11 protein-coding genes are annotated in these 16,056 nt (G+C 52.0%); 8 read left to right on the forward strand and 3 right to left on the reverse strand.

Features of this window, described 5'->3' with window-relative positions:
* The first annotated feature begins 129 nt into the window (after positions 1–129).
* The 6 genes from LX87_RS00790 to LX87_RS00815 all read left to right on the forward strand — a co-directional run bounded on the left by LX87_RS00790 (position 130) and on the right by LX87_RS00815 (position 10,421).
* Entirely contained in the window at positions 130–2,295 is a 2,166-nt protein-coding gene (locus LX87_RS00790) for a protein-disulfide reductase DsbD family protein (protein WP_111626275.1), read from the forward strand.
* 104 nt (positions 2,296–2,399) lie between these two features.
* Entirely contained in the window at positions 2,400–3,320 is a 921-nt protein-coding gene (locus tag LX87_RS00795) for a TIGR01777 family oxidoreductase (RefSeq protein ID WP_111626276.1), read from the forward strand.
* A 109-nt stretch (positions 3,321–3,429) separates the two neighbouring features.
* Positions 3,430–5,376, forward strand: a complete 1,947-nt coding sequence (locus LX87_RS00800) for a polysaccharide biosynthesis protein (RefSeq protein WP_111626277.1) — start codon at positions 3,430–3,432, stop codon at positions 5,374–5,376.
* Positions 5,377–5,517: 141 nt separating this feature from the next.
* Positions 5,518–6,726, forward strand: coding sequence for an acetyl-CoA C-acetyltransferase (locus LX87_RS00805; RefSeq protein WP_111626278.1), 1,209 nt, complete (start codon positions 5,518–5,520; stop codon positions 6,724–6,726).
* A 10-nt stretch (positions 6,727–6,736) separates the two neighbouring features.
* On the forward strand, positions 6,737–8,896 hold the full coding sequence (locus tag LX87_RS00810; protein WP_111626279.1) for a 3-hydroxyacyl-CoA dehydrogenase NAD-binding domain-containing protein: 2,160 nt from the start codon (positions 6,737–6,739) through the stop codon (positions 8,894–8,896).
* A 22-nt stretch (positions 8,897–8,918) separates the two neighbouring features.
* Positions 8,919–10,421 (forward strand): M28 family peptidase, encoded by a 1,503-nt coding sequence (locus LX87_RS00815; RefSeq protein ID WP_111626280.1) that lies wholly within the window; start codon positions 8,919–8,921, stop codon positions 10,419–10,421.
* 65 nt (positions 10,422–10,486) lie between these two features.
* Here the strand turns inward: LX87_RS00815 and LX87_RS00820 are convergent, their stop codons facing one another.
* From LX87_RS00820 to LX87_RS00830, 3 genes are all read right to left on the reverse strand, one after another.
* A complete protein-coding gene (locus tag LX87_RS00820; RefSeq protein WP_111626281.1) occupies positions 10,487–11,125 on the reverse strand; it encodes a porin family protein in 639 nt (212 codons plus the stop codon).
* Between the two features lie 205 nt (positions 11,126–11,330).
* Positions 11,331–12,557, reverse strand: coding sequence for a TonB family protein (locus LX87_RS00825; RefSeq protein WP_111626282.1), 1,227 nt, complete (start codon positions 12,555–12,557; stop codon positions 11,331–11,333).
* Positions 12,550–13,134 carry an RNA polymerase sigma factor gene (locus LX87_RS00830; RefSeq protein ID WP_111626283.1) on the reverse strand — a complete coding sequence of 195 codons (585 nt, stop codon included), beginning with the start codon at positions 13,132–13,134 and terminating at the stop codon, positions 12,550–12,552. The genes LX87_RS00825 and LX87_RS00830 overlap by 8 nt, the downstream gene beginning before the upstream one ends.
* 112 nt (positions 13,135–13,246) lie before the next feature.
* Here LX87_RS00830 and LX87_RS00835 point away from each other — a divergent pair, with 112 nt between their 5' ends.
* Positions 13,247–15,091 carry a YfbK domain-containing protein gene (locus LX87_RS00835; protein ID WP_111626284.1) on the forward strand — a complete coding sequence of 615 codons (1,845 nt, stop codon included), beginning with the start codon at positions 13,247–13,249 and terminating at the stop codon, positions 15,089–15,091.
* Between the two features lie 86 nt (positions 15,092–15,177).
* On the forward strand, positions 15,178–15,873 hold the full coding sequence (locus LX87_RS00840) for a hypothetical protein (RefSeq protein WP_111626285.1): 696 nt from the start codon (positions 15,178–15,180) through the stop codon (positions 15,871–15,873).
* The last annotated feature ends 183 nt before the right edge of the window (positions 15,874–16,056 follow it).

The raw sequence follows: 16,056 nt of genomic DNA on the forward strand, positions 1-16,056 counted from the left end.
GTTGTGCAGAACACCCCGCTGGAGCTCCGGCAGGGTGTTTTTTTTGGGTTCTGAATGATTTCTGAGCCGATTGGAGATATTTTTGCAAAATTCGTGTTGTTAGGACAGGCAGTTCAGTAAGCCATTGTTATGAAACCAGTTAGTACTATTTTTCTCTTTCTGACGGCTTTTTTCGTCGCGCTGAAATCATCGGCGCAGATTCAGCCGGACCCGACTCACTGGACGTTCAGCGCGTCGAAAACCGAAGCCAACGTAGGCGATGTGATCGAAATTCGCATGAATGCCACCATCGACGCGGGCTGGCACATGTATTCATCGGATCTCAATCCGGATATCGGTCCTATTCCAACGACGCTAAAGATGAAGGAAAACGGCAGCTTTGAAAAAGTTGGCCCGTTTGCTTCGCTCAATCCAAAAGAAGAATTCGAAGAGATCTGGAGTAGTAAAGTCCGGTTTTTCGAAAAGAAAGCTTCGCTGGTGCAGAAAATTAAAATTCTGAAACCCAATCCCGTTATTCAGGGGACGCTGGAATACCAGACTTGCTCGGGCAATAGCTGTCTGCCACCCGCAGAACAGGAATTTACCGTCCAGGTTAAAACTGCCGCCACTGCCGCGGCTTCTGCTTCCACGACACCCGCAACGGAAGCCGTTGTTGCCGAACAACCCGCTCCGGCCGCAGTCAGTCCCGGTCGTGATACGGTTTCCCAAATTGCCGCTGCTCCCTCGGCTGACACGGCCGTTGCCAGCACCCAAACGATAAAACCGGATACAACGCCAGAAACCGTTTCGGAAACGATCAGCCAGCCGGAGAAGACCGAGGAGTCGCTACTGGGTTTTATGGTGGCCGCTTTTCTGTCGGGCTTACTGGCCCTGCTGACACCCTGCGTGTTTCCGATTATCCCGATGACAGTCAGCTATTTTACCAAACAGGACAACGGTTTATGGAAAGCCGTTCTGTACGGTTTATCGATTATCGGAATCTACGTACTGGTCGGCACGGTCGTCTCCCGCATCAATGGACCGGCATTTGCCAATTTTGTCAGCACTCACTGGCTGCCTAACGTCCTGTTCTTCGCTATTTTCTTCGCCTTCGGTTTATCGTTTTTAGGGTTATTTGAAATTGTTCTGCCGAGTTCTTTGGTGAACTCGATGGATGCTAAAGCCGAAAAAGGCGGTATTCCGGGCATTTTGTTTATGGCCTTCACGCTGGTGCTCGTGTCGTTTTCCTGTACGGGTCCAATTGTCGGTAGTTTGCTGGTAGCGTCGGCGGGCGGTGAAGTGTTAAAACCGATTGTTGGTATGGCGGCTTTTTCGGCGGCTTTCGCCATACCGTTTACACTGTTTGCGGCTTTCCCGCAGTGGCTCAAAAGTTTGCCCAAATCGGGCGGCTGGCTGAATTCGGTGAAGGTCGTTCTGGGTTTTCTGGAACTGGCCCTGGCGCTGAAATTTCTGAGCGTTGCCGATCAGGTTTATCACTGGAACCTGCTCGACCGCGAGGTTTACCTGTCGTTCTGGATTGTTATTTTTTCCCTCATCGGTTTTTATCTGCTCGGAAAAGTCCGGTTGCCGCACGATAGTGAAACCAAAACCGTCAGTGTGCCGCGCCTGCTGCTGGCCATTGTTACGTTCGCCTTTGTTGTGTACATGATTCCCGGTTTGTGGGGCGCCCCCCTGAAGGCGCTGGCGGGTTATCTGCCGCCCGAAACCACGCAGGATTTTGGTTTCCGAACCGAATCCAATACCGTGCCCGCCCAAAATGCACTGACCGAAAAGCCAAAATACAGCGAGCTGTTTCGGCTGCCGCACGGTTTACAGGGTTTTTTCGACTACGAACAGGCGCTGGCTTATGCCCAGAAAGTAAACAAACCCATCTTTATAGACTTTACCGGCCACGGCTGCGTCAATTGCCGTGAAATGGAAGCACGGGTCTGGTCGGAAGAGCCGGTTTTGCGCCGGTTACAAAACGAATATGTGATTCTGGCGCTGTATGTGGATGACAAAACCGAGTTGCCCGAATCAGAATGGTATACGTCAACGTACGACAAAAAGCAAAAGAAAACCATCGGCGCTCAGAATGCCGATTTGCAGATTGTTCGCTATAACAACAATGCACAGCCCCACTATTGTCTGGTCGATCACGACGGGAAGCTGCTGGTGCAGCCAAAGAACTACGATCTGAATGTGGATAACTTCGCCGGTTTTCTGGACGAAGGTAAGCGGGCATTTGCTATGTCTGCAACGGCGCGGGGCGGTTCGTCGGCCCAAAACAGCACGGAGTTATCAGCTTTAAAATAAGTTTATCTCACCAATCTGAATGGTTAGGGATAGCTTAATCCTTCAGGTTGGTGGGTAACATTACCCTTTCACCGCGGGTTAAACAGGCTTATCCCATTTCATGTATGGCAAAGACTGTTTTAATCACCGGCGGTACCGGCGTCATTGGCCGCCGGCTTACCGAACTGCTTCTCCAGCAGGGCTTTCAGGTTTCGCTCCTTAGTCGTTCGGCGGCTAAAAAAAACCTTCCAGGCGTTACGGTTTACCAGTGGAATGTCGAGAAAGGCCATATTGATCCGCAGGCTATTCTGACAGCCCAGCACATCATTCATCTGGCGGGGGCCGGTATTGCCGAGCAGCGCTGGACGGATGAGCGTAAGCGGCTCATCATCGAAAGCCGGACGCAATCCACTCAATTACTCACGAACGCACTGCGTTCGACCCGGCACAACGTCGAATCGTTCGTGGCGGCTTCTGCCATTGGCTACTACGGAGGAGATACCGGCGACCGCCCTCTGACCGAAACCAGCGACGGAGGGACCGATTTCATGGCCCAGGTGGTTCGGGCCTGGGAGCGCTCGGTTGATGACGTCGCCAGCCTGGGCATCCGGACCGTTACGCTTCGCATTGGAATTGTGCTGTCCATGCAGGGTGGAGCCTTGTCGAAGCTCGTTCAACCCGCCCGATTCGGCCTGGGCGCTCCCCTGGGTTCAGGACAGCAGTACATCTCCTGGATTCATATTGACGATCTCTGCCGGATGTTTACTCAAGCGCTTCTTGATAAGGAATGGCAGGGAATTTATAACGCCGTTGCGCCCGAACCTGTGACCAATTCCATATTTGTACGTCTAATTAATGAACAGCTTCGTAAACCCTCATTTTTGCCGAATATACCTGCTTTTGCAATTCGCTTGCTCTTTGGGGAAATGGCTATCGTGGTGTTAGGAGGCAATTATGTACTTAATAGACGGATCGAGGAAGAAAGCCGTTTCCAGTACAGATTTGCGAATATTTCAGACGCGCTTACCAATCTGTTAGGAACATAATTAGCCTGGCCATGACGGTATGGCCTCATAGCTTAACCCAGGTATTCAAACAAAAGCAGACAGGAATGAACGATAGCTGAGCGTAACCACATCATTGAACGGTAAGCAGATGATCGAACAGCTACTAAAAACAAGCGCCACGCGTTTTGTGTCCAGTTACCTGGTGTTGTGTCTCGATGTAATCATTTGTATTATATCGTTCGTGATGGCTTCCTTATTGCGGTTTAATTTTGAAGTGAGCGGCATCCAGCAGGGGGATTTTATATACTATCTGAGTGTGATAGTCAGTGCCCGTGTCTTCTTTTTTGTTCTTTTTCGATCGTATCAGGGAATTATCCGCCATACCAGTTTAGAGGATGTCAGTCTGCTGGTGTACGCCGTTACCCTGAGCGGAGCCGTAACGGCATTGGGTTCGTTTCTGACCTGGCAGCTATCGGGGCAGGTTTATTACTACGTTCCCGTCTCAATTTTGCTGATCGATTATTTTTGCTGCCTGGTTATGTTGTCGGCACTCCGACTCATGGCCAAAACCGTCTATTGGGCGCTGCGAGCTGATCATACGGGTAGTCGGCAGCCGGTTTTGATTTATGGGGCCGGAGAAATCGGCTTGTTAACCCGGAAGGTGCTGGCGCAGGACGCCAACCGGCGGTATAGCGTTATCGCTTTTATTGATGACAATCCCTATAAAATCCAGAAAGTCATTCAGGGGGTAAAAGTAATCTCCCGGCAGGAAGCCTATGAACGGTACATCCGGGACCAAACCGTTCTCCCTCAGGTAGTTCTGGCGATGGGGTCGGTCGATGTGCGACAAAAAAATGAAATAACCGAGTTTTTTCTGCAATATCATGTCAGCGTCAAAACCGTGCCGACAATCGGGCAATGGATTGACGGTGAACTGAAACCTTCGCAAATTCGTGCCATTCGTATTGAGGACTTACTGGAGCGCGATCCCATTGAGGTAACGAATCCGGCCGTTAGTGAACAATTGCGCGATCAGGTGGTCCTTGTTACCGGAGCCGCTGGCTCCATTGGTAGTGAACTGGTCCGGCAGGTATTATCGCATCTGCCGCGTACCATTGTACTGCTGGATCAGGCCGAGTCGGCTTTGTTTGATCTGGAATTCAACCTGCGTCGGGAGTACAAATCCGTATTAGGGTACACGCGTCTGATCATCAAGATTGGTGATGTGGCCGACCAAACCCGGATGCAGCATATTTTCCAGGAAATCCGACCCGATTTTGTTTTTCACGCAGCCGCTTACAAGCACGTTCCGCTGATGGAGCAGCATCCTTACGAAGCGGTTCGGGTCAATGTGCTCGGTACGCAGATTGTTGCCGACTTATCGGTGCGCTACGGCATTCGTAAATTTGTCATGATTTCGACCGACAAGGCCGTCAATCCTACCAATGTGATGGGCGCAACCAAGCGGCTGGCCGAAATGTATGTACAGAGCCTGAATCATCCGGATGAAAAGCTGCAACAAACGCGGTTTATTGCTACCCGTTTTGGTAATGTCCTGGGCTCCAACGGTTCTGTCGTGACGGTTTTCCGTCAGCAGATACAGGCGGGTGGCCCCGTGACGGTGACGCATCCCGATATTATCCGGTATTTCATGACCATTCCGGAAGCCTGTCAACTGGTGCTGGAAGCCGGAACCATGGGAAAAGGGGGCGAGGTGTTTGTCTTTGACATGGGCGAACCCGTGCGCATTGCCGATCTGGCCCGTAAAATGATTCATCTGTCCGGCTACATTCCCGGTAAAGACATCAATCTGATCTATACCGGTTTGCGGCCCGGTGAAAAACTGTATGAGGAACTACTGAGTACGAACGAGCAAACCTTGCCTACCCACCACCCGAAAATTATGATCGCTCGGGTCATCACACCGGAACGGGACGAAATAAGCGCGACCTTACGAGAATTACGGTATTTATCCACCCAGTCCGACGCTAATAAACTGGTACGGGTCATTAAGCAGATGATTCCCGAATACATCAGCAACAATTCCATCTATACCTTACTGGATACACAGGAATCGGGACCAGTTGAAGTGTAACTTTCTATCGAAGCTTATCTGCCAGCAAATACCCATTCAATTTTAGTCCAGGGGCTTGCGACCTACAGACCATACCGGTAAGTTTGTTTTCCCGTGCGTGCTGGATGCGTTCGGTCACGGTTTAAAACAAGCAGGTACCCAATGCCCCAGGCCTTCATATACGACGCTGTCCGAACACCCCGTGGCCGGGGCAAAAGCGACGGCTCCCTCCACGACGTACAGCCCGTTCAGTTACTGAGCGCGGTGTTGCGTGAACTCAAAAACCGCAATCAGCTAGATACCTCGCTTATCGATGACGTCATCATGGGCTGCGTAACGCCCATTGGTGAACAGGGGGCTGACATTGCCCGGACGGCTGTGCTCGAAGCCGGTTACGCCCAAACCGTTGCCGGTGTGCAGCTTAACCGCTTCTGCTCATCGGGCCTCGAAGCCATCAACATGGCGGCTGCCTACATAATGTCGGGGCAGTTTGATGCCGTTATTGCCGGTGGTGTAGAATCCATGTCACGCGTACCCATAGGGTCGGATGGTGGGGCGCTGATGATGAATCCTGAGATCGTGGCCCGTCATCACATTGTTCCCCAGGGTATTTCGGCGGATTTAATTGCCACCAAATACGGTTATAGCCGCGCGGATGTTGACGCCTTTGCCGCCGAATCGTACCGCCGGGCGGTATTAGCTCAGCAGGAGCATCGTTTCTCCCGAACCCTCATTTCAATCAAGGACGAACTCGGCATTACCCTGCTCGACCACGACGAAGGCGTCCGGCCCGACACGACTGTCGAAAGTTTGGCCAAACTCAAACCGGCCTTCGAAACCGCCGGAAAGGTGGGCTTTGATGCGCTGGCTCTGCTCAAATACAGCCATCTGGCTCGGATTAATCACGTCCATCATGCCGGCAATTCGTCCCGGATTGTCGATGGAGCCGCCGGAATGTTGATTGGCTCGAAAGAATTTGGCGAAAAAGCCGGGCTAAAACCCCGCGCCCGAATCAAAGCCTTTGCCGTAATTGGAACCGAGCCGACTATTATGCTTACCGGCATTGTTCCGGCTACGCAGAAAGTTCTCAAAAAAGCCGGTATGCAGTTGGGTGACATTGACCTGTTCGAAGTCAACGAAGCCTTTGCTGCCGTGCCGTTGTTTTACATGGACCAACTTGGTGTCGATCATCACCGGCTCAATGTGAACGGCGGAGCCATTGCGCTGGGCCATCCGCTGGGCGCAACCGGAGCCATAATTTCGGCAACACTCCTGGATGAGCTCGAGCGCACGGGCAAACAAACGGGGCTGGCGACACTCTGCGTGGGCGGAGGTATGGGGATTGCTACGGTTTTTGAACGGGTAAACTAAGCCGCTAACCATGATCAACTACACGAAAAACCGTCACGTTGCCATACTGAGCTGGAACATGAGCAGCGCTCCGATGAACGTGCTGAACGATGATTCGATTCCGGCGTTTGAGCGGGCGTTGCAACGGGCGTATGATGACACGGAGGTGAAAGGAATTGTCATTACGTCGGAGAAGAACGAGTTTATTGCCGGGGCCGATTTGAAGATGATTCTTCGCAACAACGATAAAGAACCGACCGAAATGCTGAAAATTTCGACGGAGCTAAACCGGATTTTCCGGGGTATCGAAACGGCGGGAAAACCGGTTGTGGCCGCCATCAACGGTACAGCCCTGGGCGGAGGCTACGAAGCCTGTCTGGCCTGTCACCACCGCATCGCGCTCGACAATCCCAAAGCCATTATCGGTCTGCCTGAAGTAACACTGGGCTTGCTGCCCGGCGGGGGCGGTACGCAACGCTTACCCCGACTACTCGGTATGGAAGCCGCCTTGCCATTGCTGCTGGAAGGCAAACGGGTGAGTCCCCGTGAGGCTTTGGCGTTGGGGATGGTTGATGAGCTGGTGACTTCGCGGGAGGAGTTGATGGAAAAAGCGTTGACGTGGATCGAGGCCCATCCTGACCCGTTGCAACCGTGGGACGAACGCGATCGAACGACGGGCCGAATCGTCGGAAGGGAAAACGTTAACGTACCGGGCGGAACCGTCCAAAGCCCGGTTGGAATGCGCGTTTTCGGTACGGCAACGGCAATAGTGATGGCAAAAACAGGCGGAAATTATCCGGCGCCACTCGTCATCCTGTCGTGCGTTTATGAAGGCTTGCAGGTAAACATCGACCGGGGGCTGATGATCGAAGCACGGTATTTTGTGAAGGTAGCTACCTCGAAAGTCGCTAAAAGTTTGATTCAGACGATGTTTTTGGGTTTGAATGAAGCCAATAAAGGCATCCATCGCCCGAAAGCAGTCCCACCGACGGAGGTTAAAAAACTTGGGGTGGTGGGTGCTGGAATGATGGGTTCGGGCATCGCCTATGCAGCGGCCACTGCCGGGGTTGAGGTGGTCCTAAAGGACGTTTCCGTGGAAGTGGCTGAAAAAGGGAAAGCGTACTCGCGTATGGTATTGCAAAAAGCCGTTGAGCGGGGCAAAGGGACGCCGGAAAAAACCGAAGCAACCCTGAACCGGATTCAAACAACCGCCGATGTTGCGGACTTAAACGGTTGCGACCTGATTATTGAAGCTGTTTTTGAAAACCGTGAACTGAAAGCGCAGGTAACGCAGGAAATCGAACCGTTGCTCACCGATCAGGGCGTTTTTGCCTCGAATACCTCAACCTTGCCGATCAGCGGTTTAGCCAACGCATCGACCCGGCCCGAAAATTTCGTTGGAATGCATTTCTTTTCGCCGGTTGATAAAATGCCGTTGGTTGAGATCATTCGCGGGGCAAAAACGTCGGACTATACACTGGCAGTGGCGCTGGATTTCGTGAAGAAGCTGCGCAAAACGCCGATTGTCGTCAACGATTCGCCTGGATTTTACACCTCCCGGGTCTTCAGTACCTACACGGCGGAAGGCATGGAAATGCTGAAAGAAGGCATAGATCCCGTCCTGATCGAAAATGGAGGCAAAAATGCCGGGTTCCCGGTAGGGCCGTTAGCCGTTTCCGACGAAATATCGCTGGAGTTAATCAACAGGATTTCGGCACAGGGTATTCAGGACGGTAGGCTGACCGAAGACGATACGGCTTATCAGGTAGCCGGAAAATTCGTGGCCTTGGGACGGCTGGGAAAAAAAGCAAAAGCCGGATTCTACGCGTATCCGGAAGGTGAAATGAAATACCTTTGGCCGGGATTAGCCGAAATGTTCCCGCTGGCCGCTGACCAACCCCCCATTGATGAACTCAAAAAACGATTTTTGTACCGGCAGGCGCTTGAAGCCGTGCGCTGCTTCGAGGAGGGTGTGATCCAAACGCAACTGGATGCCGACATCGGTTCCATTCTGGCCTGGGGTTTTCCGGCATACACGGGTGGGGCTTTGTCGTTTGTTCATTTTGTCGGAATCGCGAACTTCGTGCAGGAATGCGACCGGCTGGCCGATGTGAATGGAGAACGCTTCCGTCCGACTCCGTGGCTGCGTGAACTGGCCGGACGGGGCCAAAGCCGATTTGAACACAATTAGCAAAAAACGACCATCAACTACTATGCTGAAAACCAGTTCTTTATTATTTGCCAGCCTTTTGCTGGTTTCGGGTGCCGTTGCGCAGCCCGTTTCCAAACTCCCCGAATCAAAGCTAAACCGGAGCGAACTCGAAGCGCAAATGCGTTTTCTGGCGGCTGACGAACTTCAAGGCCGTCGTACCGGTGAACCCGGAAATATGGTGGCCGCCCGCTACATTGCCGAACAGTTTCGGGCGCTGGGTCTGAAACCAGTGTCGGGTCAATCGGATTATTTCCAGAAAATACCGTTCCTGAAAGCCCGGCCCGCAACGTACGCCAGTCTTCAGATCGGAGGGATGGATTCTCTGAAACTAGGCAGGCATTTTGTCGTGATCAGCGGTCCGCAATCGGATATCAAAGCTGAAACCGTGTACATCGGCTACGGACTGACAGACGGCGCCGACGGGTATAACGGTCGTAACGTTCGGGGAAAACTGGTCGTTGCGCAGGTCGGTTCGCCGGATGCCACAACCAACCGCGGTCTGCTGGCGGCTTCCGAACAAAAACGCAAGCTAGCGGCCGAGAAAGGAGCCGTCGGACTGGTCGAACTGTACACGAGTGGTACGTATCCCTGGCCCATCGTGACGCGTTCTTTTCAGGGAGAACAATTGTCGCTGGCGTCCTCGACAGACGTACCGACTCTGTTGCACATCTGGGTTGATAACGGGAAAAACCAGCTTGCCAGTCTGAAAGACGCCAGCCAGACCGTTAGCATTCGGACATCGGGCCGGGAGCAGCGGATTGTGGAGGCCGTGAATGTGGCGGGTGTCATTGAAGGCACAGACCCCAAACTGAAAAACGAATACGTTTTGCTGTCGGCCCATTTCGACCACGTCGGTGTCGGCAAACAGGGTGGTCAGCCCTATACGGCTGCCGATAGTATTTTTAACGGTGCGCGGGACAATGCTTTCGGGACGGTTGCGTTGCTGGCGTCGGCCAAAGCATTGCAGGCCCAGCGCCCCAAACGGTCCATTTTATTTCTGGCTTTAACCGGTGAAGAACTGGGCTTGTTGGGCAGCCGCTATTACGCCGAGCACCCGTTGGTTCCGTTAAAGCAAACCGTGTTTAACCTGAATAGCGATGGAGCGGGTTATAACGATACAACCATCGTGTCGGTGATCGGCCTGAACCGGACGGGGGCAAAGACGGAAATTGAAACCGCCAGCAAAGCGTTTGGGCTGGGTGTATTTGCTGATCCGGCTCCCGAACAAAATCTGTTCGACCGTTCTGATAACGTCAATTTTGCGGTGAAAGGGATTCCGGCACCTACGTTTTCGGCCGGTTTCAAAACGTTTGACGCTGATTTGTTCAAGTACTACCACCAGGCCGCCGATAACCCGGACACCATTGACTACGGTTATTTGCTTAAGTTTTGTAAGGCGTTTGCCTACACGGCCCGGCTGATTGCCGACAAACCGACGCGTCCGCAGTGGGTGGCGGGTGATAAATACGAAGCCGCTGCCAAAGCGTTATACGGCACTAACTAACAACAAAAAACCGTCGGGAGAGCCAAATGTCTTACTCTTCCGACGGTTTTTCTTATGATAAAATTTTAGTACCTCCGACCGATGCCGAAGCTGTAGCCGAGTGTAAACGAGAAAGTCGAATTGCCTAACCAGGGTGATGAATTAACCCGAACGTTGGTCAAACCCAGGTTATACCGGGCGTCGATCAGGAACCGCTGCTTGTTTTTAACTTTGAAATTGGCCTGAAATCCGCCGGTTGCTCCCAGATCAAGGGGTTCGAATTCTTCATTCGTTTTGGAATCCGGATAAGACTGTCCCTGGTTGATTGCATCGGTTCGCTTGGAGTTCAGAAGCACACCCAGAGAAGGTCCAATAAAGAGGTTGGGTCGGAAGTTTCCGCTTAACGTCAGGTAGTAACGCGCAACAACCGGAATCTCCAGGTAATTCAGGTGCTGAACATGGCTGCTGCGGTCGCCGGGATTATTGTATTTACCGCCCCGTTGTGAGTACAGCACATCTGCCGAGATGCCAAAATGATTAATGGCGCTGTAACTAACAAAGGCCCCGGCTACTAAACCGGCCTTGGCATTGTAGTAACTACTTTTTCCGTAAAGGCTTGATACATTGACACCAATGCGGGGGCCGGCACTCCAGCGTTGCTGCGCAAATAAAGTCGATGCGCTGGTCAGCAGAAAAAACACTCCAACTACTATTCCTCTTCTCATAATGCAATTTAATTGGATCATTCTTGTGACGTGGGTTTGATTTGCTTCATTACAACTGATCCGGCTGTTAAATGTTTTTTTAACGTCCGGAACGGCGCAAAGATAATGTTTCCGACCAAATCACGACGTTTAAAATACCGTTACCTTGGGGCGGTATAGGAAATGAGGTAGAGAAATGCCATCAATTAAGACAACGCACAGGTCTTCAAAATACAATTTCCTGTTCGGTAAATCCGGCAAACCATTTGCCGTTGTGAAGGGCGGGCTGCCAGCGTGGTCCTTCCTGAATCAAACGTATGGCTTCTTCGTCGCAGCCATACCCCAGCGATTGCACAACGGATAACTGGCTGACCGACCCGTCGGGCCCAACCTGAAACCGGACACGCACCGTTCCGGATATGCCTTTTCTTTTCGCTTCGGGCGGCATCCGGCGGTTTTCACCAAGATAGGTTTGAAAGTTCCTGGGAGCCATCGGCGGAGCAGTGCCGGCTGCGGCTGGTTTTACAAAGGAAGGAGAAGGCGACGGTATCTGATGATGTTTCGACAAAAGCTCACTCATGGCCTTGAAGTCGGGGGTCAGCTTCAAATCGTTGGTATAAAAATGACGAACGGGAACGGTTCGGGTTTCATAGCCTTTATGGCTAATCAGCAACGAGTCGTTTGCCTGTAGATGATTCAGTGTAAACCGGCCCGCCGTATCCGTAACGGTTTTTTGCAATGACTTCTTGAGCAGTACCACTACGTCAGGCAGGGGTCGATTCTGTACATCGACAATGCGACCGCTCACGGCGGAATTTCCTACTGAATCAATCCCAATTACGACTTTCTTACTGTTTAAATTGGGTGCTAAAGCCGGTTCCGACGACCTTTCATAAATCCGGTTTTCGCTCAATCCAGCGGAATTAGCCATCAGTAGATCCATCGGAATGTGCAGGCTATCGGTGGAAGCTCCTGTTTTCCCGACGACAATTGGGCGTTTGGTTTGAACAGATTTCTTCAGAACAGGGCCGGCTTGTAAAGCCGCAATCGTGTCTGGGGCCGGAACCGCCTTTCGGTGTTGGGTAATTGGTGAGGCTGGCAACTCAGTCGGGGAAACAAAGGCCGGTTTCCCCTGCCGATAAAAGTATACGCTAACACCGAGCGCCAGGGCTACAGAAGCTGCGGCTGCCGGAACCCAAAGCGGCATCCGTCGGCTTTTTGGTTGATACGGTATCCGGTTTTGCAAGCGTTGGCGCAGCTCGCCCGACACCCGATTCAGGTCAATTTTTTCCTGTTCAGCGGCTTCCAGACCTTCCAGCGCATCGGCATACAGCGGATTTTCGAGCAACAGCCGTTCGACCCGGTGCTGTTCGGCAGCGGAAAGAACCCCGGCCCGGTAGTTGCGCAGGTCGTCGGCGGTCAGGTGATTAGTAGGTCGGTTGTTCTCAGTCATGCCTTTTGTCCATGCAGATTTTCAGGTTGCGTCGGCCATTTTGCAGATGGCTTTTTACGTGTTTCAACTCATAGCCCGTCAGTTCGGCAATGTCGGCGTAGGTTTTCTGATTCAGGTAAAACAGGGTGATGCTGGTGCGTTGTTCTTCCGACAGCGTTTGTAAACAGCCATTCAGTTGATCCAGCTTCGTGTCCAGTTCTGGCCCATCGGCTTCCGGCCAGATGGTCAGCGGTATCGGCAGGGTTTCCGTTTCGGCATCTTCATTTGCTTCACCGGCTATCATTTTCCGTTGGCGCAGGTGCATCAGACAGTGGTTGCGGGCGGTAGAATAGAGCCAGCTTTTAAAATTCTGAATTTCGTATTTCCGCAAATCGGTAATCAACTGTTCGAATAAGTGCATCACGGCATCCTTGCTTTCTTCTTCATCCCGCAAATACTTGAAACAGACCGCATACACCAGTTCCATATACCGTTCGTATAAGGTGCCCAAAACGTCCAGATCGCCCGTAGCCTTATAGGCCGAAAGGTATTCGGCATCGGTAACGGGTCTGGGTTGACGGAATCGTTTAAAAAACATACAATCGGGTTGGGCGTCCTGGCGAACATACAAAAAATTGTCCGGCGCCGTATGGAATTCAAATCGGGTCTGCATCCATAAGAGAAAAAAGCCACGCTAATTCCATACGACCATGCGCACTATTTTTTCACTTCTGATTTTCGGCCTGCTGGTGGGATCGACGGTAAAATATACCCGGACCATCAGCGGTTTTGTAACCGATTCCCTGACGCTTCAGCCGCTGGAGGGAGTCTCCGTGATGGCGGGCAGGGTTGAAACCATAACCGTAACGGACGCTCGGGGCTATTATAAACTACCCCTACCGGATGACGCCCAACGCCTGGTCTTTTTTCGAACGGGTTATCAGGCGAAGGAAGTAGACGTGGCAGAGCAGAAAACCGTTGATGTGAAATTAGTTGGGGCGCAAAAAGTGATGTATGAACTGCTTACTGCGCCAATGCGATCCGAACGTTTGGCTTCGGGTCGGCCGATGCAGTACATAAGCATATCGTCGGAACAGATACTGATACCAAACACCGAAGACTATAACGCCATATCGGAAACCGGTTTTCGGGATGCTCAGATTCAGCCCGTTACAACCTTTTCGGTGGATGTTGACCGGGCGGCTTATGGCAATATCCGGCGGTATTTAACCGGAGGAAATCTGCCGCCCAAAGATGCCGTTCGGATTGAGGAAATGGTCAATTATTTTGACTACGACGATCCACAGCCAGGCGGAAATGATCCTGTAGCGGTCAAAACCGAACTCTCCGAATCGCCCTGGAATCCGGGCTTGCACCTGTTGCGCATCGGTTTACAGGCCAAAACCATTCCGACCGACAACCTGCCTGCATCGAACCTGGTTTTTCTGATCGACGTATCGGGTTCCATGCGGGCCGAAAACAAACTGCCGCTCGTTAAAGCCGCCCTGAATCTGCTGGTCGATCAGCTTCGTTCGCAGGACCGGGTTGCGCTGGTCGTTTATGCCGGAGCCGCCGGTCTGGTGCTGCCTTCCACGCCGGGAAGTGAGCGGCAAAAAATCAAGGACGCCATTAATCAGTTAACCGCCGAAGGTTCGACGGCGGGGGGCGAGGGCATCCGGCTGGCGTACCAGATTGCTCAGGAAAATTTTCGGAAAGATGGTAATAACCGGGTGATTCTGGCAACGGACGGCGATTTCAACGTAGGCGTTTCCAGCGACGGCGATTTGCAGCGGCTGATTGAAGAAAAACGTAAATCGGGCGTTTTCCTGAGCGTGCTGGGGTTTGGGATGGGTAATTATAAAGACAACAAACTGGAGATTCTGGCCGATAAAGGCAACGGCAACTACGCTTACATCGACAACTTGCCCGAAGCGCAGAAGGTATTCGGTAAGGAGTTCGGCGGTACGCTTTTTACGGTAGCCAAGGACGTAAAACTGCAACTGGAATTCAACCCCAGGCGGGTGCGGGCGTATCGGCTGATTGGCTACGAAAATCGGACACTGAACAATGAGGACTTTCACAACGATCAGAAAGATGCGGGTGAGATGGGGCCAGGCCATACCGTCACGGCTTTGTATGAAATTATTCCGGCTGGAGTCAAAAGCCGCTATCTGCCCCAAGTCGATCCCCTGAAATACCAACGGCAGGCCGCACCAGCCGGGGCTTCAAACGAACTGCTGACGTTGAAGATTCGGTATAAAAAACCAGACAGTGAAACCAGTCAGCAACGCACGCAGGCGGTGAAATTCCAGCCGCAAAAGTGGGCTAACACCTCCGATGATTTCCGGTTTGCGGCTGCCGTTGCGGAGTTCGGTCTGCTGCTCCGCGATTCTGAATTTAAGGGCAGGGCGCACTATTCGCAGGTTGCAACACGAGCCCGACAGGCCCTGGGCCGCGATCCGGAGGGCTACCGGAGCGAATTTATTCGGTTGGTGAAACTGGCTCAGTATCTGTCAGATGAAGGTACGCTGGTAAAAAAATCAGACAGAAAGTGAAGAGCGGTTCCAACGGTATTTTCAGAAGCGGGGTCATTTTAAACGGTAGCTACCAACCTAACTAAGTTAAGCGTAAAAATACAACGATGAAGCAAGTGAAATGGGCTGTTGCCGCCTTCTGTTTACTGATTGGCGCAGCTTGCCAGAATGACGACGTTGCCCCCGATGGGCCGGTAACAATCAACTCTGATTTTAAGACGAACACCGACGGCTGGGCTGCCGAAATAACCGATTACCCACTTGATCAGAAGGATATCCTCGAATTTCAGTCGGGACATAAGGCTTTGCCAGCTCCCCTGGATTCGTCTAAGAAAGCATTTATGGTTTCCAGCCATAATCGCCCTGACGATCTGTTCATGTTCCTGAAGAAGAAAGTGACGGGTTTGCGGCCAAATCAGACCTACAAAGTAAGTTTCGAGGTAGAACTGGCGTCGAAGTATGCCAACAACAGTGCGGGAATCGGCGGTTCGCCGGGCAACAGTGTGTTTCTGAAAGCCGGTGCATCCACCATTGAACCGAAATCGGTGAAGGAGGACAATGAATATCGGTTGAACATCCCGAAAGGAAACCAGGCCGAAGATAGTGACACCGTGCCCGTGTTGGGCACGATTGGAGCTGGGGACGATGTAACGCAGTATAAACTCATTCAGCGAAAAACGGAGAAACCCATTACGGTTAAGGCCAACGACGCCGGGGAACTGTGGCTGCTGGTTGGCACGGATTCAGGATTTGAAGGAGTGACAACCTTGTATTACAACAAAATCAAAGTTGTTATAGAGTAAGTTGAGTGTAACAAGTAGGGGTAAAGCCGTCGTAATCTGTGTATTACGGCGGCTTTTTTGTGATTGTAAAGACCGCTATTGACAGCCAGCTTTGCGCTTTTAGCGCCGGTCGGCTGCAAGAATCTGGTATTTTTTAAAGAGAACGGCCCCACCGGGGAGAACAAATAGCAAAATTTATTAGTA

Source organism: Larkinella arboricola, from assembly GCF_003259745.1.
Classification (GTDB): Bacteria; Bacteroidota; Bacteroidia; order Cytophagales; family Spirosomataceae; genus Larkinella; species Larkinella arboricola.

Coding starts and splice junctions, on each gene's coding strand:
- LX87_RS00825 (WP_111626282.1), bottom strand. CDS start 12,557: ATGACTGAGAACAACCGACCTACTAATCACCTGACCGCCGACGACCTG.
- LX87_RS00795 (WP_111626276.1), top strand. CDS start 2,400: ATGGCAAAGACTGTTTTAATCACCGGCGGTACCGGCGTCATTGGCCGC.
- LX87_RS00805 (WP_111626278.1), top strand. CDS start 5,518: ATGCCCCAGGCCTTCATATACGACGCTGTCCGAACACCCCGTGGCCGG.
- LX87_RS00820 (WP_111626281.1), bottom strand. CDS start 11,125: ATGAGAAGAGGAATAGTAGTTGGAGTGTTTTTTCTGCTGACCAGCGCA.
- LX87_RS00810 (WP_111626279.1), top strand. CDS start 6,737: ATGATCAACTACACGAAAAACCGTCACGTTGCCATACTGAGCTGGAAC.
- LX87_RS00800 (WP_111626277.1), top strand. CDS start 3,430: ATGATCGAACAGCTACTAAAAACAAGCGCCACGCGTTTTGTGTCCAGT.
- LX87_RS00790 (WP_111626275.1), top strand. CDS start 130: ATGAAACCAGTTAGTACTATTTTTCTCTTTCTGACGGCTTTTTTCGTC.
- LX87_RS00840 (WP_111626285.1), top strand. CDS start 15,178: ATGAAGCAAGTGAAATGGGCTGTTGCCGCCTTCTGTTTACTGATTGGC.
- LX87_RS00830 (WP_111626283.1), bottom strand. CDS start 13,134: ATGTTTTTTAAACGATTCCGTCAACCCAGACCCGTTACCGATGCCGAA.
- LX87_RS00835 (WP_111626284.1), top strand. CDS start 13,247: ATGCGCACTATTTTTTCACTTCTGATTTTCGGCCTGCTGGTGGGATCG.
- LX87_RS00815 (WP_111626280.1), top strand. CDS start 8,919: ATGCTGAAAACCAGTTCTTTATTATTTGCCAGCCTTTTGCTGGTTTCG.